General features: G+C 44.0%; 23 protein-coding genes. 6 read left to right on the plus strand and 17 right to left on the minus strand.

The window, feature by feature from the left end:
- Window positions 1-20 precede the first annotated feature (20 nt).
- From O3Q51_13815 to mtaB, 5 genes are all read right to left on the minus strand, one after another.
- Window positions 21-2057, minus strand: coding sequence for a T9SS type A sorting domain-containing protein (locus tag O3Q51_13815; protein ID MCZ4409893.1), 2037 nt, complete (start codon window positions 2055-2057; stop codon window positions 21-23).
- A gap of 251 nt (window positions 2058-2308) precedes the next feature.
- The gene (locus tag O3Q51_13820; GenBank protein ID MCZ4409894.1) at window positions 2309-2665 is read right to left on the minus strand and encodes a helix-turn-helix domain-containing protein; all 357 of its coding nucleotides are present in this window, start codon (window positions 2663-2665) and stop codon (window positions 2309-2311) included.
- A 1-nt stretch (window position 2666) separates the two neighbouring features.
- Window positions 2667-2960: a type II toxin-antitoxin system HigB family toxin gene (locus O3Q51_13825; GenBank protein MCZ4409895.1), complete on the minus strand. Its 294-nt coding sequence runs from the start codon at window positions 2958-2960 to the stop codon at window positions 2667-2669.
- Between the two features lie 174 nt (window positions 2961-3134).
- The gene (locus tag O3Q51_13830) at window positions 3135-3917 is read right to left on the minus strand and encodes an inositol monophosphatase family protein (GenBank protein MCZ4409896.1); all 783 of its coding nucleotides are present in this window, start codon (window positions 3915-3917) and stop codon (window positions 3135-3137) included.
- Window positions 3910-5226, minus strand: coding sequence for a tRNA (N(6)-L-threonylcarbamoyladenosine(37)-C(2))-methylthiotransferase MtaB (gene mtaB / locus O3Q51_13835; protein ID MCZ4409897.1), 1317 nt, complete (start codon window positions 5224-5226; stop codon window positions 3910-3912). Before mtaB ends, O3Q51_13830 begins: the two co-directional genes overlap by 8 nt.
- A gap of 86 nt (window positions 5227-5312) precedes the next feature.
- Here mtaB and O3Q51_13840 point away from each other — a divergent pair, with 86 nt between their 5' ends.
- The 3 genes from O3Q51_13840 (at window position 5313) to O3Q51_13850 (ending at window position 7256) form a co-directional block, all read left to right on the plus strand.
- A complete protein-coding gene (locus O3Q51_13840; protein ID MCZ4409898.1) occupies window positions 5313-5906 on the plus strand; it encodes a hypothetical protein in 594 nt (197 codons plus the stop codon).
- Window positions 5903-6589: a DUF2490 domain-containing protein gene (locus O3Q51_13845; protein MCZ4409899.1), complete on the plus strand. Its 687-nt coding sequence runs from the start codon at window positions 5903-5905 to the stop codon at window positions 6587-6589. Before O3Q51_13840 ends, O3Q51_13845 begins: the two co-directional genes overlap by 4 nt.
- 232 nt (window positions 6590-6821) lie before the next feature.
- Window positions 6822-7256, plus strand: coding sequence for an Rrf2 family transcriptional regulator (locus O3Q51_13850; GenBank protein MCZ4409900.1), 435 nt, complete (start codon window positions 6822-6824; stop codon window positions 7254-7256).
- Between the two features lie 11 nt (window positions 7257-7267).
- Here the strand turns inward: O3Q51_13850 and O3Q51_13855 are convergent, their stop codons facing one another.
- From O3Q51_13855 to O3Q51_13905, 11 genes are all read right to left on the minus strand, one after another.
- Window positions 7268-8050 (minus strand): ABC transporter permease, encoded by a 783-nt coding sequence (locus O3Q51_13855; GenBank protein ID MCZ4409901.1) that lies wholly within the window; start codon window positions 8048-8050, stop codon window positions 7268-7270.
- Entirely contained in the window at window positions 8043-8753 is a 711-nt protein-coding gene (locus O3Q51_13860; GenBank protein MCZ4409902.1) for an ABC transporter ATP-binding protein, read from the minus strand. Before O3Q51_13860 ends, O3Q51_13855 begins: the two co-directional genes overlap by 8 nt.
- Entirely contained in the window at window positions 8750-9949 is a 1200-nt protein-coding gene (locus O3Q51_13865; protein MCZ4409903.1) for a nitrous oxide reductase family maturation protein NosD, read from the minus strand. The genes O3Q51_13860 and O3Q51_13865 overlap by 4 nt, the downstream gene beginning before the upstream one ends.
- A 112-nt stretch (window positions 9950-10061) precedes the next feature.
- Window positions 10062-10499, minus strand: a complete 438-nt coding sequence (locus O3Q51_13870) for a nitrous oxide reductase accessory protein NosL (protein MCZ4409904.1) — start codon at window positions 10497-10499, stop codon at window positions 10062-10064.
- A 3-nt stretch (window positions 10500-10502) separates the two neighbouring features.
- On the minus strand, window positions 10503-11114 hold the full coding sequence (locus O3Q51_13875) for a hypothetical protein (GenBank protein MCZ4409905.1): 612 nt from the start codon (window positions 11112-11114) through the stop codon (window positions 10503-10505).
- A gap of 276 nt (window positions 11115-11390) precedes the next feature.
- Window positions 11391-13358, minus strand: coding sequence for a Sec-dependent nitrous-oxide reductase (gene nosZ / locus O3Q51_13880; protein ID MCZ4409906.1), 1968 nt, complete (start codon window positions 13356-13358; stop codon window positions 11391-11393).
- Between the two features lie 43 nt (window positions 13359-13401).
- A complete protein-coding gene (locus O3Q51_13885) occupies window positions 13402-13977 on the minus strand; it encodes a fasciclin domain-containing protein (GenBank protein MCZ4409907.1) in 576 nt (191 codons plus the stop codon).
- 9 nt (window positions 13978-13986) lie between these two features.
- Window positions 13987-14469 (minus strand): cytochrome c, encoded by a 483-nt coding sequence (locus O3Q51_13890; GenBank protein ID MCZ4409908.1) that lies wholly within the window; start codon window positions 14467-14469, stop codon window positions 13987-13989.
- 146 nt (window positions 14470-14615) lie between these two features.
- A complete protein-coding gene (locus O3Q51_13895; GenBank protein ID MCZ4409909.1) occupies window positions 14616-15851 on the minus strand; it encodes a pyridoxal-dependent decarboxylase in 1236 nt (411 codons plus the stop codon).
- A gap of 57 nt (window positions 15852-15908) precedes the next feature.
- The gene (locus O3Q51_13900; protein ID MCZ4409910.1) at window positions 15909-16397 is read right to left on the minus strand and encodes a hypothetical protein; all 489 of its coding nucleotides are present in this window, start codon (window positions 16395-16397) and stop codon (window positions 15909-15911) included.
- Window positions 16384-17598, minus strand: a complete 1215-nt coding sequence (locus tag O3Q51_13905) for a hypothetical protein (GenBank protein MCZ4409911.1) — start codon at window positions 17596-17598, stop codon at window positions 16384-16386. The genes O3Q51_13900 and O3Q51_13905 overlap by 14 nt, the downstream gene beginning before the upstream one ends.
- Window positions 17599-17735: 137 nt before the next feature.
- Between O3Q51_13905 and O3Q51_13910 the strand changes: the two genes are divergently transcribed.
- Both O3Q51_13910 and O3Q51_13915 read left to right on the plus strand, forming a co-directional pair.
- Entirely contained in the window at window positions 17736-18080 is a 345-nt protein-coding gene (locus tag O3Q51_13910; protein MCZ4409912.1) for a cupin domain-containing protein, read from the plus strand.
- Between the two features lie 9 nt (window positions 18081-18089).
- Complete coding sequence (locus O3Q51_13915) at window positions 18090-18476, plus strand: group III truncated hemoglobin (GenBank protein MCZ4409913.1); 387 nt, start codon at window positions 18090-18092, stop codon at window positions 18474-18476.
- A 34-nt stretch (window positions 18477-18510) separates the two neighbouring features.
- On the opposite strand, the gene O3Q51_13920 is transcribed toward O3Q51_13915, so the two are convergent.
- Window positions 18511-19179: a hypothetical protein gene (locus tag O3Q51_13920; protein ID MCZ4409914.1), complete on the minus strand. Its 669-nt coding sequence runs from the start codon at window positions 19177-19179 to the stop codon at window positions 18511-18513.
- A 181-nt stretch (window positions 19180-19360) separates the two neighbouring features.
- Between O3Q51_13920 and O3Q51_13925 the strand changes: the two genes are divergently transcribed.
- A complete protein-coding gene (locus tag O3Q51_13925; protein ID MCZ4409915.1) occupies window positions 19361-20773 on the plus strand; it encodes a M48 family metalloprotease in 1413 nt (470 codons plus the stop codon).

Here is a 20773-nt window from a genome sequence, read left to right on the forward strand (position 1 = left end):
CTTAGTGTAATTGATTCGAGTCAACGTGCAATTATAACTTTCTCATTGACCACTTCCTTCTCAGTCGTCAACCGATACAGATAAACCCCATTCGGCAATCCCGATCCATCGAAATCAAATCGGTACTCGGCGTCGGGGCTGGTATTTCCTGCAAAGAGGCGTTCGATTATTCTTCCATTCATATCCAACACTTCCAAAGTGGTATATTGCGGTTCTTTCACCGAAAAGGTCACTTGGGAGAAACCTTCAGTGGGATTGGGATAAGCTACTAAACCAGCAGCATCAGGTGTGGTAAACGGTTGCCACGCCGACCAAGGCCCCGCCACAATCGGCGACTGTGAACACCCACAACGCACGCGCCAAGCGTAGTCCGTGCCGTATTCCAGAACCGATCCGGATAAGAAATAGGATTGGACATCGCCGACAAGTATTTTAAGAAGTGGATTCCCATTCGCAAAACGCAAGTCTACTTGACAGCCAATTTGATAGGGCACCGCTTCCCATTCCAGCAGATAGCTAGTTCCTGCGAAGGTTGTATTAATGCTTGAATTTTCTACGGCGGGAAATGGATTGGCACAGTCAGGGGGACCTGAAGACATGTTGTCTTCAAATTGGGCTAAATATAAATCGCTTCCACCATTCATATCTTCCTGCCAGCTATTTTCATCACCGTAGAATTCCTCACTTCGAGTGGATCCACAGACAGCAAAATTATTTCCATTAACCGCTATTCCTCCCGCAGAATCAACATTTTCTCCACCGAAGGCAGTAATCCAAATCGCTTGGCCTTCAGAGGAAAATTTAGTTATAAAAACATCCGAAGAACCATTCAATTCAAATTGAAAAGGGTTACTGTTGAAACTATCATCATAGGCTGAGCTCCTATAGTTTAGCAAAACTCCGCCTTCGATCCATTCTATATAATCCGCGGCTGGACTCCATGTTCCTCCATAAAAGGTGCCCCATAGGCGCTCTCCATCAGGACTAAACTTCATAAGGAAACCGCTATAATTTCCAACACTTTCATTCCCCCCTTGGTGAGCTCCTTCCGTAGCAATTCCCCAATACGAACCGGTAACTCCTGAGAGATAAACATTTCCGTCGGGATCGGCTGTAATTATACTCTGGTACTCATCCCAACTTCCACTAACATAGGTTGACCAAACTAAATTTCCGTTGGGAGAGAATTTAGCCAGAACGATGCTATTACCAGATCCGGAGGTCTGATAGGCTCCTTGGGTAGCCAACCCTTCTTCGCTATCCGTGTCTATGGCAATATAGATATTTCCGTTTCCATCCGTTGAGATAGATTCTTCCGAATCAACCAAAGCACCAACAGCTTCGACATCAGTATTCGCCGGCAGGTAAGTGCACCACAACAGTGAGCCATCACCGGAAAATTTAGCCAAAAAAGAATTTGCGCCAAGCGATGGATCAAACGTCTCATCGAAAGCCCCGGATGTGGATAGATTGGATGAAAGAGTTCTTCCTGCCAAAATGATAGAACCATCAGGACTACTTTTGATTACCGCACTGCTCTCAGCTGCAAGTCCTCCAAAGTAGGTGCTCCATTCCAACGTGCCGTCGGGATTAAATGCGGCCAGAAATAAATCTTCTTCACCTGCTCGTTCTATTTGATGCGCATCGCCGAAAACGATTCCTTCATCGGACAGGGTAGTTCCGGAAATAATGATTTTTCCATTCGCACTGCACATAGTTTCAAATAAATCATCCTGAGGACCTCCGAAATAATTGCTCCACGCGAATTGTCCGTCATCCGAAAAACGAATTAAGAACGCATCAACTCCACCTGAAACTGAATCCTGATTTATGCCTGAGCCAAATAGCAGCTCTTCGTTCGATTCTCTGCCAGCAATGTATACTTCATTATCTGCACCAAAAGCCACGCCTTCTTTCTTTTCAAAACCCGAAAAAGTTTGGTAAAAAGATGGCCCCCCGATATAGGTAAACCAGTCGAGGGTTTGATCGGTTTGCGAATGTGTGGGAATACAAAATAGGAGCGATAGTGCTAGGCAGGTTAGGATTTTCTTCATCATTTCTGGTGAATATAGTTAACAGAAATATAGGGGTTTATTCTAAAATCTACAACAGGGCCACATGCATACCATGTATCAGAAGTGATTTTTCCATATTTGGTATAAGTCCCTGTGCTCGCTGAGCCAATAAGAGTTAAAATTGTCACCGATAGGAAATGTTGCTCATATCGCTCAGAGTGAGATGTCGTAAGCGACGATAGGAGCTTATGCATTTTACTAAATGTTGCCCTTAGTGTTTTTTCTTTTTTTCTTCAATAATCCTGAATCAAAACTTCCGTAGGTATGCGCAACTGAGTATTTAGCTTTCTAATCATGTCCAAAGTAAGTTTGCGCTTTCTGTTCATTATTTCGCTCACTCGGCTTTTAAAACCAATCATTTCTACTAAGTCCTTTTGTTTCAATCCCATCTGTTCCATTCGAAAATTGATGGCAGAAATCGGGTCGGGCATTCCGACAGGGAAATTCTCATTTTCGTAGTTGTCGATTAGAATCGCCAAAATTTCCAGTTCGTCACCTTCTTTTGTTCCCCGCTTCGCATCAAAAATCACTTCGAGTCTCTCGAGTGCCTTTTTATAATCTTTCTCGTTTCTAATTGGTGAGATGTTCATATCAAATTTCGTTTGCGTTAATCTTATCATAATCAGCGTGAGTTCCAATGAAGCGTATCCATGCCAGTTTGTATTCAAAATTGAATTTTACAATCATTCGATAGTCATTGCCTTTGATGTTGAATACAATTCGGTTATCATTTAGAATACTGGCGCTGGGATAATTGCTTTTCAGTTCGTTTATCGAAGCCCAATTGGATTTTTCGGTTTCACGATACCACGCCTTCAATTGAAGTTCGCAGTCTCCGTGTTTTTCCCAAAAATCCCTTAAGGTTCCACGCGAAAATATTTTCACATTACTTTCTTTAACGCAAAGGTATAATAAAAGTTACCGTATCGGGAACTTTCTGAAGTCTTTTTTTTATTATGGGCAACGTTGGAGCAAGGCGATGTGGGTGAGTCAAAGCTAAATAGTGAAATCGTTCTTACCTCGATTAACACTAGGAGGCCATTTTGAGCAGTCTTCGCGTTACCACCCCTTCACCATATCCACCAAATCTTGGTGAATCAGTCCATTGTCGCAAACAAGGGTACTCCCAAAAAGATAGTCATCCTTTCCGTAAAAGTCGGAGACTTTCCCACCTGCTTCTTCGATGATGATAGCTCCCGCTGCTACGTCCCAAGCATTGAGACCGTACTCGTAAAAACCATCAAATCGGCCGCAAGCCACGTAGGCCATGTCTACCGCCGCTGCTCCGAGTCTTCTGATGCCGCGAGAATTAGCATTGACCTCTGCCAAAATTTTCAGGTATTCCATTTGCCGACCTTTGCTGTCGTATGGAAATCCCGTTGCCAGCAAAGTCAGCTGAATATCGTTTTGATCGGAAACCTTGATTGGCTCCCCGTTGAGAAAAGCTCCCAAACCTTTTGCGGCGCTGAAACACTCGTCGCGCTCAGGGTCGTAAATAACTCCGAGGAGAATCTCGCCGTTCTTCCAAAGGGCCACACTCGTGCAATAGCAGGGAATACCAAAAAGGTAATTGGTAGTACCATCCAATGGGTCGATAATCCAGTTGTAGTCTTCACCACGCTCGCCCGTTCCTTCTTCGGCGATGTAGCCTGCTTCGGGCAGTACTTTGCGGAGATAATCCACGAATCGTCGTTCAGCTTCTTTGTCGGCGCGGGACACGAGATCGTTCTTCCCGCTTTTCATTTCAACCTCGGAAGTCTTGATGCTTTGGCGCTCGTCTTTCAGAAATTTCCCCGTCTCAATGCTGATCTCGATGACTTGATCCAGAATTTCTTTAAGCATGTATCGGCTCATTTAGAAGTTCGACTTTCATTAATCCATCGCGGTCGATTTCCGTCAGAGAAACAGTTCGTACCGTATTAATAAAACTTTCGTCAAATGGGATCTTCACTTTGACGTAATTCTCGGTAAATCCATTCATCATGCCCCCTTCTTCCTCTGCTTCGAAGAGCACTTGACTGGTCGTTCCCAGCTGTTCTTGATAAAAAGCCTTTTTCTTTTTGTGACTCAGCACGCGGAGCATTTTGGTGCGCTCGTAGCGAATAGCCTTGGGCACCACTTCTTCTAGTCTGACAGCGGTTGTATTTGCCCTTTCCGAATAGGTAAAAGCGTGAAGGTAGCTAACGGGCAAGTCTTTGAGGAAGTCGTAAGTGACTAGAAACTCTTCATCTGTTTCACCAGGGAATCCCGTAATCACATCAACGCCAATGCACGCATCGGGCATAAGCGCCTTGATCTTTTCTACGCGCTCTCGGTAAAGGTCGCTGCGGTATCGGCGGCGCATGGCCTGCAGTATTCTGTCAGATCCAGACTGAAGAGGAATGTGGAAATGGGGAACAAATTTCTTACTCGCTGCTACGAATTCAATGATTTCGTCATTGAGCAAGTTGGGCTCAATACTCGAGATCCGATAGCGCTCGATTCCCTCCACCTTTTCCAATTCTCGGATGAGGTCTAGGAAGCTTTCTTCTGTTCCGTTTCCGTAATCACCAATATTGACTCCAGTCAGCACCACTTCTTTGGCACCAGCCGCCGCTGCTTCTCTGGCCACTTTCAAAGTCTCCTCAATAGAAGCACTTCTCGATCTGCCTCGCGCCAGCGGTATGGTACAGAAGGCGCAAAAATAATTGCAGCCATCTTGAACTTTCAGGAAAGTCCGCGTGCGGTCATTGGATGAAAATCCGGGAATGAATTCTTTTGTGTGCTTAATCGCTCGGGCAGCTGTTTGTCCTTTCTCGGCAATGTCTTCGCGCTCCAAATATTCCGCTACATTGAATTTCTCCTCGGCACCCAAAACCAAGTTGACACCGGGGATTTCTGCTATCTCGGTAGGCTTCAATTGGGCATAGCAGCCGATTACGATCACCACCGCTTCAGGATTGATTCGCAGTGCTTTTCTCACTACCGACCGACATTTCTTGTCGGCATTATCCGTCACCGAACACGTATTGATGACAAACACGTCAGGATTGTCTTCGAACGCGACCCGTCCATAGCCTGCATCTTGCAACTGACGTGCGATGGTGCTGGTCTCCGAAAAATTGAGCTTACAGCCCAACGTGTAAAAGGCTACCTTCTTGAATTGAAGCATGGCGCAAAGGTACTATGGTTTTCTTTTCAAAATAGCTGTATTCGGATCGAAACGAGTAATTTCGAATTTCCTACAAGCTTTGGAGTATGAAAAGGATTTCGATACGATTTTGTTTGCTCTCTTTGCTGTTGATTTTATCAAATCAGGCCATCGGTCAGGATAAGGTCGAACGCGAATACAAAATCAAGAAGGAAGAAGTTCCGCAGAAGGCGCTGGAGTTTATCAACGAGATCGAGTCACTCTCGCCGAAAACAAAAGTGAATTGGTATCGAGAAGAAGCCGCGGATTCAGAAAGTGTCGAGGCTAAATTCAAGGTGCAGAAGCGGAGCTACAGCATTGAGTTTTCGATCCAGGGCGAATTGCAAGACGTCGAAATACGGATTGGTGAACGAGACATTCCGAAGATGACCAGAAAAGCAATCAAAGAATCTCTTAACGCGGAGTTCATCAAATGGGCCATCAAGAAAGTTCAACTTCAGTGGGTAGGGGAGTCTTCTTTGGTGATTTCTTCCATCGATCGAAACGAAAGGCAGGAAGGAGTTGAAGAGAATTACGAGATTGTGATCAAAGGAGAGACGGATAAATCCAAAAGCTACTTTGAACTGCTGTTCGATAGCAGTGGCAATTTGCTGAGAAAGTCCCGAATAGTGGAGAATTCAAGTGATATTCTCATCTATTGAAAAAAACTCTTCTCATAGCCTTTGCTGCCATTTTCTCCTTTCAAGGAATTGGTCAAGATGTGTACCGTTTTGGTTTGCTTCCGGTGTTTAACACCAATGCCAAATTGAAAAATGATTTCAGTCTGAACGTCAAGCTGGAGAATCGACATATTCTAAGCAGAGGCACTCTCAACGGTGAGCTAAGAGGGAATGACTATCGATTCGAGAGGCAAGACATCGCGGGGATACTCGCTAAGAAGCTTTCCGCGAACACAAGAGTGGGAGCGGGCTACCTTTTTCGACTCGAATCGGAGAGGGTGATTCACCGATTGATCCAGCAGATTTCTATTACCCAACCCCTGAATAAAGTGCGGATCGCGCACCGATTCAGCTCCGATCAGACCTGGGATCCCGATGAGGCTTTCGAATTCAGGCTGCGCTACCGAATAGGTCTTGAAGTGCCTTTGTCGGGAACTCAGATCGATCCGAATGAGCTTTATTTTAAGTCGAATTTAGAATACCTGGCGCGCTTTCAAGCAGGATTTGTGAATGAATTCAGGGCAATTCCCGCACTGGGCTATCTGGCAAAAAACAAAAATTCCTTTGAGCTTGGCTTGGACTATCGTGTTGGCACCGTATTCGAACCCATCATAGGTCATGGATTTTGGGTTTATTTCGGTTATTATCTTCGACTCAACAACTAGCAACTTATGTCAGAAATCAAACTTTAAATCCCTACTTCACTTGGTGGATTTATAGTTTACAAATATGACTCTATTGAATTGCTGTAGGGATTGCCTAGCACCAATCAAATTTACAATACAATACTTTTTGTAAACCTTTTGCACTTAAGAGTTCTTTAATAGATTAGTCATTCACAAAAAGCGGATATCAAACTCCTTTTATACCTTTATCATTCACTAATCGATTTACGTATTGTTTTCAAAAACTTGCGAGTATGCCATAAAAGCTATGGTATATATTTGGCACAGGGATTATTCGGTTACTACTTGGGCCAGTTTAAAAGAAATAGCTGAGGCTATTGATTCGCCTCCCTCGTTTACCTCAAAAGTGCTCCAGCAGCTCGCTAAAAAAGAATTGCTGCTCTCGATGCGCGGGCCTTCGGGAGGGTTCAGCAAATTGAAAAAAGGAGATATTCGACTGGGAGATGTGATTATGGCAATTGACGGGCCCAAAATCACTAGAAAATGCATTCTTGGTTTCGAAGAGTGCAATACTGCTTATCCTTGCGCTCTGCACGATAAATTTGCCCATATCCGCGATGATCTAAATAAAGTATTGGACGAAACGAAGATTGAGGGATTGGGAGACTTATTTTCCAGCGGGGCTTTCTATTTGAAGGAAGACTAATCTTCGTTCAACTAAAAATCCTTTTTCCCCGATTTGAAGACAATCCTGGCGACAAGGGCAATCGTCCAAGTGATAAGGGTAAAAATGGATAAGAACAATCCAAGGCTGGTGCCAAAAAAATCCTTGAATACGGCACCTGTGTAGCCCAGCAAAGCGGATATATCAAGCTTGAGTAGGATAAGGGTGCGCGAAAGGTCGATGGGATTAAACAGCGTGGCAGCCAATGAAAAAGTATCTAAAGGATACTCCTCAAAAATGATAAGCGACATCAAAAAAGCTCCATCATAGATCACTGCGAAGAAGAGCCACATCAAAACAGCATAGCCAAAACCCTTAATCTTGTTTTCGTTTGATAACGCAATATTGAAAGAGAAAGCCGTGAAAATGAGCGTAAGAAAACTCCCTACTACCAACAGGAGAAGGAAATCGTAAATCGCGTCGCTCACAAATAGGCCATAAAGGACGAATGGAATACCTAGGCCAATAACTAAACTTAGGCTCAACGAGCAGGCTACTCCCAAGTACTGACCCATAAAAATGGAGGAGCGCTTTACGGGTTGGGCGAGCAATAATTGCGTGAACTCCCTTGAGTTGTAATAATACATGATCCCAAAAATTGTGGCGATGAGGGGCACCAAAATTACAATGACATTCATTAGAGTGATCACCGCTTTCGAAAGGTCGTTATTGAGAAAAAGAAGAACGAATCCCAAAACCATATAGAAGACGAGATACACCAAGCTCCAAAGACTACGCACCAAGTCGTAAAAACTGTATTTAAGAATTTTAAGCATAGCTCTTAACTGAAGTTATGGAAGCAATGGCATGTTCTAAATCATCTTGACCTGATTTTTCGCGAAGCTCACTCAGGCTTCCTTTAAAGTAAATTTTTCCTTCAAGCAAGTAGATAATTTCATCGGCTACTTCCTCAACGAATTGCATAATGTGCGAAGTAATCAAGATGGTTTTTCCTTCCTCTTTGGCTTTTCGGATCAGTCCACGAAGGTGTATCATGGCCTGTGGGTCCAAACCTGTGGTGGGTTCGTCGAGAATGACAATAGGAGCGTCAATCATAAAAGCCAGCACTACATTTACCTTCTGTTTGGTTCCTCCCGAAAGGGTAGAAAGCTGCTTTCGCAAAAAGGGCTTTAAGCTGAAAAGCTCGATTAGTTCTTCCTCTTGGCTCTCGGAGCTGCGCATATCCTTGATCATTCTTATCAGCTCAATCAGACGCAAATTCCCCGGAAAGGTCGCAATCTGTGGGAGGTATTGAATTTCTTCGCGATACTTCCACTTCTTGCGAATCTGTTCTCCATTGAGCGAGATGCTTCCCTTATCGGGAATATTCATACCAAGTATAGACTTGATCAAGGTGGTTTTTCCTGAACCATTTGGGCCAAGTACTGCAAAAATCCCAGGTTTGCGGATGTCGAGATTTAGGTCAATCAAAACCTTATTCTTCCCAAATCGCTTGCTTAAATTCTTTACTTCTATCATTCTATTCGGCGCATCATAGGATTGGTATCCACAAGGTTATCGGGAGTAAACACAGGGCTTACCTTTTCTGAAAAGTCAATTATTTCCATGAACAAACTTCGCAACAGCACGATGGTCTCTGGTGTACGATTTACGATGTACGAAAAGAGCTTAACAGGCCGATAGGGCACATCGCCCACCTTATCCTTATTCAAGTCGTAGCCCGTGTAGCTGCTCCAATAGTTCCCATCGAATTCGTTGTCGTTCAAATTGCTGTTATAGGATACATCGAAGCTGTTATAAAGAAAATTGTTCTGCCTGAACTTATTTTCATAGCAGGCGCCAACCACCTTCACCGCCCAGCCGTTTCCGATGAAATTATTGCGCTCGTAATTGATCCTGTTCGACCCTTCGATATTGATACCGATGGTGTTTTCTTCAAAGGTGTTGCCGATGATTTCTGCATCGTTTATTTCCTTAAGGAGCATGCCGTAGCTGGCCGTTCCCCAATTCAACCGAAAGGTATTGTTGAGCATTTTTATCCGCTTTGAAAACATGACCGCAACCCCCGCTCCGTTGTCTTCGAAGGTATTGTTCTCGTAAATATCATCATCGGAAAACATAAAATGGAGACCGTACCTGATGTTTTTGGTGGAGGTGTTATTGGTAATGCTGATGGTATCAGAAAACTCAAGGTAAATTCCATCGCGAGCTCCTTGCACGTGGTTTTGATCTACCTCGATGTTATTGGAGTACCAAAGCTGAATGCCGTTTCCCGAATTGTACTCATCTACCGCATCACCGATGATTTTATTGTGGTAAACCTTTCCGTAGCTCGATTTCTCGAGGTAAATCCCAAAGAAGAGTTTTTCTAACACTACATTTTGAATGGTGAAGTACTTACTTTTTACTACCCGTATGGCTGCGTAATCGGTGGTGTAGCTGGTACCAACGTTTATAATGAATAGGCCATCTAGGGTGACGCTGTCGGAATAGATGGTGATGATCTCACCTTGGTCTTCCCCGTCAATCACGGGGTAGCGATCGCCCTTGATGGTGATTGGACGATCTACCTTGATATTATACTCTTGGTAGGTGGCTTTTTCTATCCAGACAGTATCATGGGGAGATGCTGCATATATTCCCGACTGGATACTTTGTAAAACACAAGTGGGACATACCTTTACGATAGCCCCACTTGCTGGTTTTACAACCATGAAAAGAAAGGTTGTGAGCGCAATAAAACCTAAACTAACCTGCTTTATCGCCCTCATCTAATTTCTCTCAATTTATACAGTCAACTCTTTGAACGAAAGCCCGAATATGACCTTACTCTTTAAATTTTTCCTTCAGTCCTTCCCAATCGTATAACTCTCCGCCATGGGAGGCATGCGCAGCGCTAGCTTCCGCCTCAGAACTGAACCCTGTGAGGAAAGCCCCCATCGGACTGGGAATTCCTTCGCTAATCAAATAAGTAGCATTAGTTGCATCCATCAATTCGCCTGGATTGGAATAATCGTTGGCCAAAAATAGGGCAACCGTTGGCGCATCTGCCTCGTTCATTTGATTCATCATGCACTCGATGGCGTCGTAGTTGAACACCTTTCCCTTGTCAGTTACTATTTGCGCAGCGTGCTGCTTGTCCACAATGGTCATACTGCAATAGTGGCACGCGGCTTCGCCATAATCAATGGGTTTTTGGCTGATGGAACATCCCACCAACAGGAGCAGTAGAATGAAAAGAATAGATAATTGATGTATTCTCATTTTCTAGGATTTTTTTGTGGCCTTCCAACCGATTAAACCCGCTACAAAAGTAAGCCCCATTCCTGCAAACATCATATAAGCTCCCATTCGGGGATAGGAATAAGCATCAAAATTCAACATTTTGGAATGACCTAAAAGTGGCGGCTTATAACTCATGGGGGTACCGTCGGGATTTTGAAGTTTCAGTATGGCTTTTGGATCTAAATTGGTTCCGTAATCGGTCATCCAGAGGTTGAAATCGTACATTCCCAAAACACCGAGAATTGACATTAAAATAAACCAGCCAAAGAACCATTGGTATTTTATTTTTCCCAGAAAGCCAAGGAGTCCAAAGAGAACGCCCAATGAAACCATGGCGATATTGATTCTGGGAAACCATGTAAATTCCCACATCTCATGCGACTTGGGGAGTACCTTCATTCCAATGTAATGGTTAAGGCCGTCGATGTTTTGGACATCAAATTCGTTTTGCCCTCTGATCCCGTCAATGTGAATATTCAACCCGAGTGGATCGGGGTATTGGGGTGCACCGAGTTCGATATTCCAAAGTGGAAATGCGAACAAGCCTAAAAGCAGCAGCGACCCTATTATCATTATCACACTTGCCTTCTTCATTTCATTCCTTTTTTGCATCTGTCTATATAGTCCACTAGCTGCGTTACACTTTTTTTAAAAACAGTCCCGTTCGACTTCGCTCAGGGCAGGCTTTGACCGCTGTCAACTCCTTGATTTTTAAAATTTCGTGTGCCTTGCTACTGAACTCTCTAGCTCAGATTTATATCTACTAGAGTTTTTCCGAACTCTATCTATGGTGAACATCTAAGTTTGATCAAATTTGGAGTGGGGAGCCAAAACACAGCTCCCCTCTACTAAACCAAAATCAAATTATTTTTAGTCCTCGCCTAAGCTCCAGGATAACTCCACATCAGAGTTTGCAGGAGAAACGCGAACATATCCTTGCATCTCTTGGTGGAGTGCCGAACAGAAATCTGTGCAATAGAATGGCCAAACCCCAACTTTTTTGGGCAACCAAATAGAAGTTTTGGTTTGTCCAGGCATGATTAACAACTCAGAGGTATTCTGTCCCATCATGGCAAAACCGTGAGGCACATCGAAATCTTGCTCGTGGTTGGTGATGTGGAAGTACACTTCATCGCCCACTTTTATCCCTTCAATATTGTCAGGTGTAAAGTGAGAGCGTATGGTTGACATATAAATATGCACCTCCTTACCGTTTCTTTCTACCCGTGCTTCGCTTGGGTTGTTAATTCCGTAAGGATGCTTGTTTTCTTCAAGACGATAGATCTTTTTGGAATTGGCCATTAATAGTTCTGCAGGACATCCCGCCGCATAGTGAGGCTCACCGTGAGTTGGGAAATCGTAGATCAACTCCATTTTCTCACCAGAGATATCGTAGAGTTGGGCACTGTGTTCCATCTCAGGGCCCACAGGTAGGTAGCGATCTTTGGTGATTTTATTCATCGCCAAAACGTACTTACCGAATGGCTTTTGAGAGTTTCCACCAGGAATCATCAAGTGACCCACAGAGTAGTAACAAGGCTTGCGGTCAATAACTTCAAACGTTCCAACTTTCCACTTCACAATCTCAGAAGAGATGAAGAATGTGGTGTAGGCATTTCCTTTGTCGTCAAACTCAGTATGGAGTGGCCCGAGACCACCACTGGATACCGTTCCGCCAAGAACATCCTCAAATTTCAAGATCGGAATACCGTAGGCTTCACCGTCGAATTTTTCATTCTCGATGGCGTCGATCATTTTTGTGAAGGAGTGCGCGGTCAAATCTGCAGAGAGCTTACCGTTACCGATGATGTACTCACCGGTAGGGTCAACATCACAACCATGAGGCGACTTTGGCGTTGGAAGAAAGTAAATCGCACCAGGAATCTCGGTAGGATCTACTGTTAGTACCTCTTTCTTCATGGTAGATGTAGCCATGTGCGTATGCTCATCGTACACGTTGTGAGCGTAGTTGGCTGGCATCATCGTACCACCGCCGTTATTGACATACTCTTCAATTTTCTTCCAGTTTACCGCTGCAATAAAATCCTTATCATTTTGAGAAGCGTTAACCTCCATCAATGAGTGAGCCTCCTCGGTATTGTAAGTAGAGAGGAAGTGCCATCCGTGAGATTTTCCGCGACCAGGGTGAGAAAGATCGTAGTTGAAACCAGGCATCAAGATCTGGAATTTAATTCCCATTCTACCCGTTTCCTGATCTACACTGATAAAGGAAACAGCTCCCTTGAAATTACCCTTCATTTCGTTGATGGGCATATCTCTCTGCGGAACCGGAACTGCGAAACGCGTTCCTGCTATTACGTACTCCGTATTTTCAGTAACAAAAGCCGAACTGTGGTTACCTCCCGAATTCGGAATCTCAATAATCTCAGTCGTTTCGAAAGTGGTGAGGTCAATTCGTGCAATACGTGGTGTATTGTTCCCATTGATAAATACCCAACGACCGTCAAGCTCACCGTTGGTTTGCGAAATATCAGGGTGGTGTGAATCATCCCAAGGCACAAAACCAAAGGAAGTGTTGAGCATAGGCTTCGTTTCCTCAGAATAGCCGTAACCCGAAGTAGCAAACTGAGAGAATACCGGGATTTCCTTAAAAAGACGGCCAGAAGGCAGACCCACTACGGTGATGTTACCGCTGTATCCGCCAGAAACAAAGGCGTAAAACTCATCGTACTCCCCAGGAGCTACGTACACTTTCTCAGCGTTGTTTGATGAAAGCGCACCATTTTTATTGGAGCCGTTTCCATTTTGATTTCCACATCCAGAAATCATCAGAGCGATTCCCATCAAGGCAATCAGGCTGTATTTTATGTTTTTCATATCGTTTGGTATAATCTGTTAGTTGAAATAGAGTGTAATGGAATTATTCAGGTAGGATGACCTTATCTACGACGTGCACGATACCGTTGCCCGCATCTACACTAGCCAGAATTTTGGCACCGCCTACATAAACATCGTCTCCTTTGACTTCAATCGTAACGTTGGTGTCATCGGCTTGACCGAGCTTCTTGAATTTCTTCAAAAACTCCTTGTCGTATTTACCCGCAGTTACGTGGTGCTTAAGAATAGTAGCCAATTGCTCTTTATTCTCAGGCTTTAGCAATGTTTCTACGGTGCCTTCTGGCAATGCGTCGAAAGCAGCGTTTACAGGAGCAAAAACCATCAATGGCCCTGCATTTACAAGGGCATTTTCTAAATCGGCAGCTTGCACAGCCGCTACCAGAGTGGTGTGGTCTTCTGATCCTATAGCGATTTGAAGCACATTGGGCTTTCCTACATCACCTTCAATAAAGGCCTGACCTGCTTCCTTGCTAATCTCTTCGGTTTCGGCTGGAGCCGATGCAGAAGAAGATTCAGCATTAGGCGATTGACACGAAGTGACAACCAATAGCATGGAAGCCAAACTGGGGAGAATTAAATTTTTAATGATCCTTTTCATGGTGGTTGGTTATAGGGTTCTGAAATATTCCAAAACGGCGCGTGTTTGCTCCACGGTCATATTTTGGTTGGCCATTGCGGCACCGTTAAATTCTACAAGTAAGTCTTTCGCACAGCGATCTTCTTCAACCATGAGTTGAGGATCGAGAATCATATTCATAATCCATTCGGGGCTTCTTCTTTCCAAAATACCTTTTGGCGATGGGCCGATAAAGCGCTTATCTACTTTGTGACACGCCGTGCAATTTGTTTTAAAAATAGCAGCTCCTTCGGCTACCATATCCTGATTGATCTCAGGATCAAGTGTAATCTCTTTGATCTGTCCTACTCCTTTGTCATCGAGTGTGATTCTTTCAGATGCGGGTGGAAGTTTTTCTTCAAGCATTGATTTAGGTGCGGGAGCATTGGTGGCTTTTTGAGGTTCATCACCACCTCCGCAACTAAAGAGGGAAACAAGGAGGCAAACACAAGTGATTTTGAGAAGATCGTTCATCAGAGTAGTTTTATTTTTCGGGTCAAATGTATAACCCGATGGTTGAATGAAATATGATATTTGTCATAATTAAAGACAAAAGTATCTTTATTTCTTTAATGACAATTTAACATTTTAAAGTGGTGGGTTGATGGCAGCTACGCACTCTATAAAGTAGGCTGTACAACCGCCTCTATAAGAGCTTCCAGCTTATCTATCGTGACATGTTCCATTACAACTATTTTGAACCACTTAGGATTCGCGTGATTATCGGCTACAAGGCCAAAGCGATGAGCGGTGGATGGATTGATGGAAGTACTTTTGATGGCAACAATATTGGATGATGGGTGGCGATAAAAATCCATATCCATACGCTTTAGTTTTTGGCAGAGCCAATTGGTGCGTTGCTGAAGGATAGATACCTTTTCGTGCCAACCATGCGGGCCATTTTTTGTGAGAATCATCCAAACGGCTATGGCGTTTGCGCCTGATCTGCTTCCAATGAGTGTACAGTCTTCACCTTCTACATAGCTTGCCTCCTTGGTGTGGACATGGTGTATAAGATTCTTGCGAATGATAAACACACCTGTTCCGTATGGAGCCTGAGCCATTTTGTGTGCATCAAGGGTAAACGAAGAAATGTGAGGATTCTCAAAGGTTAGGCGAGATTCAGGATTGCAAAAAGGATAATAAAAACCTCCGTAAGCACCATCTACGTGCAGCTTGTATAGGCACGATTGGGCCTCGAGTTGCTGGGTGTAAAGGTCGATGTCATCAACCGATCCAAACATGGTCGTTATCATATTGCATACCACAACGAAGTATTTCTTGCCCTCGGCCTTGGCAGCTCGAATGGCTGCGCTAATGTTATGACCACTTATTTTTCGAGAGTCTTGTTCTACCTTGACTTTGTAAATACTCAATCCCAAAAGATTGGCCGCTTTGCTCATAGAGTAATGGCTGTCTTCACTACACAGCACGCAGATTTCTTCACTTTTGGCAGCAAATAGGTCTTGATAATAGTTTCGATAAGTCCAAACGGCTTGAATATTTGCTTCCGTACCTCCCGAAGAAACGTAGCCGTCCTGCGCAGCTCGTTCTCCTTTCAATATGTCAACAGCACATATTTCTATCAGCTCCCTCTCAATTTGGTGGGTTCCTTTGAAAAATGATTCGGACTTTCCCAGGGTGTGGCAACCGATGTGGTTGGGGTTTTGCAATAACGCAGATAGATAAGGTGCTTCTTGCAAAAAGCTCACATCCTGATTAAAAACCTGCTTATCCAAATAAGATGCAGGTACTCCCAGTGCATGATGCTTTCGGTAGTCAACCGTTTCGGTCAAGGCTCCAAAAACAATTTTTTTAATCTCTTCCTGAGACTTCTTTTTCCAGACTTGGTTCATAGGTATGTGTTTTCACTAAGAGAAGGTGTATCAAAATTTTCAGTTGTTTGCATTTTTTTATTTCATCCATTGCCAGCCATGGCTCCCTGCCACCACACCAGCAATGGTCATAAGGCTTATGATGAGCAATACCCAATGTGCTCTTTGCATGATGGTAAATACCTTTTCGGGGTGGGATTCAGCAAACGCGGCCATTCGTTTTTTAAGTACGAATGGTTCCAGAACAAAAAGAATGATCGTAAAAAGAATCCACACCAAAGTCATGGCGTGAATCCACCAATACCGATAATCCAGGTACCGATTCCAGGCATCCATCTCGTATAACATGTAAAACCCCGTAAGACCCGTAATCAAGGTGGTGATTTTGGCCACTCGCGCAAACCGTCCCTCTATGCGCTCAAAAGCTTCTATTCTATTATCGGTTGCGTCAAATTGCTTTAAAGAGGGTAGAATTACCAAGGTAACCATGGCGACTCCACCTATCCACAACACTACTCCCAATACGTGCACCACCCTGGCCAAAGTAAAAATCTCATATTCTTCCATGGGCCTTATTTTTTAAGGTGCTACTAAAGATTTTGAGGAGAATGCCCATGGCCATTCCCGCACTGCCCAGAATTAGAAAAATTTGGCTGAAAATTTGGCCAAGTCCACGGGCAGCTAAGAGTATTTCTGTAAAGACGAAGCAGAGCAAAAACAAAAAGCTTCCCGCTCTGGAAAGAGCGTTTATTTTTATCCATTTATGATGCACAATGAGGGCGAGGAAAACAAGCGAAACAGCCCCGATAAGGCTCAAGTGGAGATAGGCAATGACGATGGGTTTATTAAAAAAAGCGTACGCTTCAAAATAAGGTAAAGCAGAGAGGCTTTGTAAGGTGGTTTTCAAAATGAATGAGCTCAAGAATCCCAGGATAAAAAGCCTTACCACAATCTCTTGGTCGCTAAGGTAGGCGAGAAGATTTTTGGGTAAGGCGAGTACGAAAAACACCAATGCTGCAATGGTGAGCGCTGCGGCCAAGAAGGCTGGCACCCTCACCGCATCGGCGAAATCCATTCCCAGCAGTGATAGCGAAATGGCGGGTATCACGGCAAGGACAAATAAGACGTAAAAGCGTTTGAGGTGTTTTTGGTCGACTTTCAAACCGCTGCTTTCCAAAAAATGGAAGAAAAGCCCGATGGCAACAAACAGAAACCATCCATTGTACTGAAGGTGCAAAAAGGAGTAGACCATGGATTGATAAACCTCCGAATTCCCTAGGCCCCTTGCCGATAAGGCTCCTATTCCAAAAGGCAGTAAGGTAGATATTGCTCCAAGCCATAGCCCCGTTATAATAAAGCGCAAAGACGTGGTCTTTTCAAGTCTCAGGGGATGCTGTCTCGTATCGCTGATAAATCGATAGATAAACCAGTAATTCAAGATTTGGAAAAGGGTAGAAAACACAATAGAGTAGAGTCCATAACCCTTCATGGCAAAGGAAATAAGCACGCCGATCACCACCGCAACGCTGAGCTTAAACTGGAGTACGTACCTTCCCTTTTGAATTTGATCCTTGGTCAGAAAAGTCTTGGTGAGCAGGAGGATCATTATGGTGTAGATCCAGCCTTGAAAAGCCACATGAGAATGGGCGTGCACCAAATTCATGTACTCCAGAGGAAGGCCGACATAAGAAACCGATCTCAAAAGAGTGCCAATAAGGGCAACGGCCAGAAAAAACAACAGGCTTATTTCGTACCACTTCCCTTTCATAAGAATTTTCAGAAGGCTTTTTCACCTTTGCGTCAAAAGTAGAAGTATGAATGAGGGGGTACTATGATAAAAGTCATATTTCGGATACGAATGTCTTTTATTTGTAATTTTGGAGAAGAATCACCAAATAATACAAGATGAAGAAGTCATCCTTTGAAAACGAACTGAAATACAGCAGTGAGCGGGTTCAAACCAAGCTTATACTTGAAAGCTCTTTTACCAAGGAGATTGGAATTGCGATGGAATCGGGTCAAATAATGAAGGAGCACCAAACGCCTTTTCCCATTATCGTGCACATCCTGAAAGGGGAGATTGACTTTGGTGTGAATGGTGAAGTGAGTCGCTTGCATGAAGGAGATATCCTGAGCCTGGAAGGAGGCATACCTCACGATCTCACAGCTAAAAAGCCGAGCATCGTGCGCCTCAGTTTGAGCAAACTCGACCGAACTGAGCGCGTTCAGCAAGTAGCTAAAAACTCCTGATTTCACTTTATGAAAACTCTGACTTCACGAGAAGATATCGCCAACCTCGTTCATTCGTTTTATGCGAAAATTAGAACAGACGACATGCTCGGATCAGTATTCAACCGACACATCGCTGAAGATGAATGGCCCGCTCACCTATCCAAACTCACCGATTTCTGGGAAATGAAGCTTTTGGGTGGCACCAATTTTCAAGGCAGTCCCACCCGCAAACACATCGAAGTTGATCAAGCTTCGGGGCATACCATCTCTCAAGATCACTTTGCTCAGTGGCTTCGCCTTTGGCATGAAACCATCGACGAATCGTTTACTGGCGCGCTGGCCGAACGCGCAAAAAGGCAGTCCCGAAAAATGGCGACGGGTCAGTATATTGGGATTTGGCAGAGTAGGCAATGAACTTTCCCCATGTCTCCATTCTTATCAGGGTGTTTCAATTTTCGACTTCGTAGAGTTTCGGCTCCTCAGTACCTCTTTGCAGCATCAAGTCTTTGTTCATCTCGAAGTGGCTTTTTGTCATGCGATTCAAATATTCTTCCAATGGAATCAGACCGACAGCTTTTCTCCTGGTGTTGACATTTGAGCTATCCGCAAGGGCCTTGGGAATGGCCTGCCCTGTTTCCATGATGTAGGTGACCTGTGTGCCGTAAACTTGCTTTTCCCCTGAGTTCAGGTTCACGCGGTCAGTCAGCAAGGCATAATTTCTGCCGTCAGCATTTCCCTTCTCGTATTGAACCTTTAATTTTTTTAAGACTCTTCGTTGGAATGCCGGATCAAAATCACAGTGTTGTACCATGACCCAATAATCTCTCTCCCCTTTTTCACCTACCAGATCATAACCAGGATAACCATGAATATCCAAAACTCTTTCCAAGAAAGCCTTATTGGTTCTAAACACACTATCCTTAAATGCGCTCCATTCTTCGCTTGAGTAGTCTTCGTACTTTCCTTGAGGTATGTACGCAGCGATTTGGTCAAGTTCAGACCTCGCACTCAGTTCATCAGCCAAGGATTGGTTGAATACAGTGTTGGGGTTTCCCTCTTCCTGAGCCAGACAAAAAATGGATAATATCGATAGAAAAATAGTGAATGAAACTTTCATCTCGCATGTTTTAAGAATCGGAGGCGCAACTTTTTCTCCTTCGCGGCATGTAGCACACCATTCAAATTTACTGAATACTTGTTTGTTTCCTCTCAGGTTGAGCATAGGGTTTTCGAAGGAGAAGAACTCATATGATAGAAATAGAAAAAGATGTAGAAGAATCAGCTATTTTTGTGCGCCTATGTCTAGACTGATTTCTTCCTTTATCCTCATATCTTTTGTACAATTTTCCCACGCGCAAAACATCCAAAAGGACATTGAGCTTGGGAAGCAGTACTCCGAATATGTAGAAGCTTCGGTTGGTATATACGATAACCCAGAGTTGACGGATTATATCAAAGCAGTAGGAGACAACCTCACCGCTCAACTGGAGGAGCCTCTCTTCGAATACCAATACACCATTTTGGCGACACCTGAGCCCAATGCCTTTTCCATTCCGGGAGGCCATCTTTATATCACCACCGGCATGTTTCCTTTTCTCGAATCAGAAGATGAGCTGGCTTGCATCATGGCTCATGAGATCATCCATGCAAACAATCGCCATGTGATCAAGTCCAATAGAAAGGGAATCATTCCAGGGATTCTTCAAATACCTGGCGCTATCATCGGCGCTGTGGTCGATGAGAATCTTGGAAACGCTCTTCAATCTCCCTTTCAACAATTGGGACTTTTGACACATGCCTCATACAACCGAAAGCAAGAGACTGAAGCAGATCTCGAAGGTGTAGAAATTGCCGCGAAAGCCGGATATGATCCGAATGCGTTGAAGACCATTTTATCTCGAATAGGTGAGTATGGGGAAATTGTATCGGGTGAGGAGGAAGAGAAGAACGCCTACGCCAGCCATCCCATGACCGATGACAGAATAGCCAGAATTGATAAAATTCGATCAACTCTAGAGGTAGGAGAGAGGTCCTACGTAGCAAGTGACTTTTTGGAGAAATTTGATGGAGCTTTAGCGGGAAGCGATCCATCTAACGGAATATTTGTCGAGCAGAATTACCTCAATCCTAAAGATGATTTCAAACTAGATTTCCCTGAAGATTGGGAATGTGACTTTGTAGGAAATTTAATCGCAGGAGTCAATGTAGAAAAGAAAGAGTACATGCGAGTGACTTTTGAGCGAAGTGATGTCAATCCCACGGAGGCAGCGCAAAAGTATTTGGAGAGTTTGAGTTCTTATGCCAAGGAGTCTATGATTGGGTCAGAGCCGGTTTCAATAGGTAATAAGATTGGTCATATCATTGCCTTTAAAGAAAAGTCGGGCGAAGACGTTTATTACGGATCCAAAACTTGGGTAAAGCAAGATAGCCTCCTCTTTGCTTTTATGGCCGTGAGCACCAGTCAAGACCAAGCCAAGATGGAAGGAATTCTGTATAGCCTGGACTCACTTAGCGAGGAGGATATCCAAACTATTAGCGTCCCAACTCTTGAATTGGTGAGTGCCAAAGAAAACGAAACAGCCGGCTCGATCATTGAAAGAACTAAAACGGAACTGACTGAGGCCATTACCCTCTTAATCAATCAAAAGAAAACGGGAGACCTATTTCAAAAAGGAGAGACCGTGAAGGTCGTGGTTCCGGAAAAACTCTGA

This window comes from Cryomorphaceae bacterium 1068, from assembly GCA_027214385.1.
Lineage (GTDB): Bacteria > Bacteroidota > Bacteroidia > Flavobacteriales_D > Cryomorphaceae > JAKVAV01.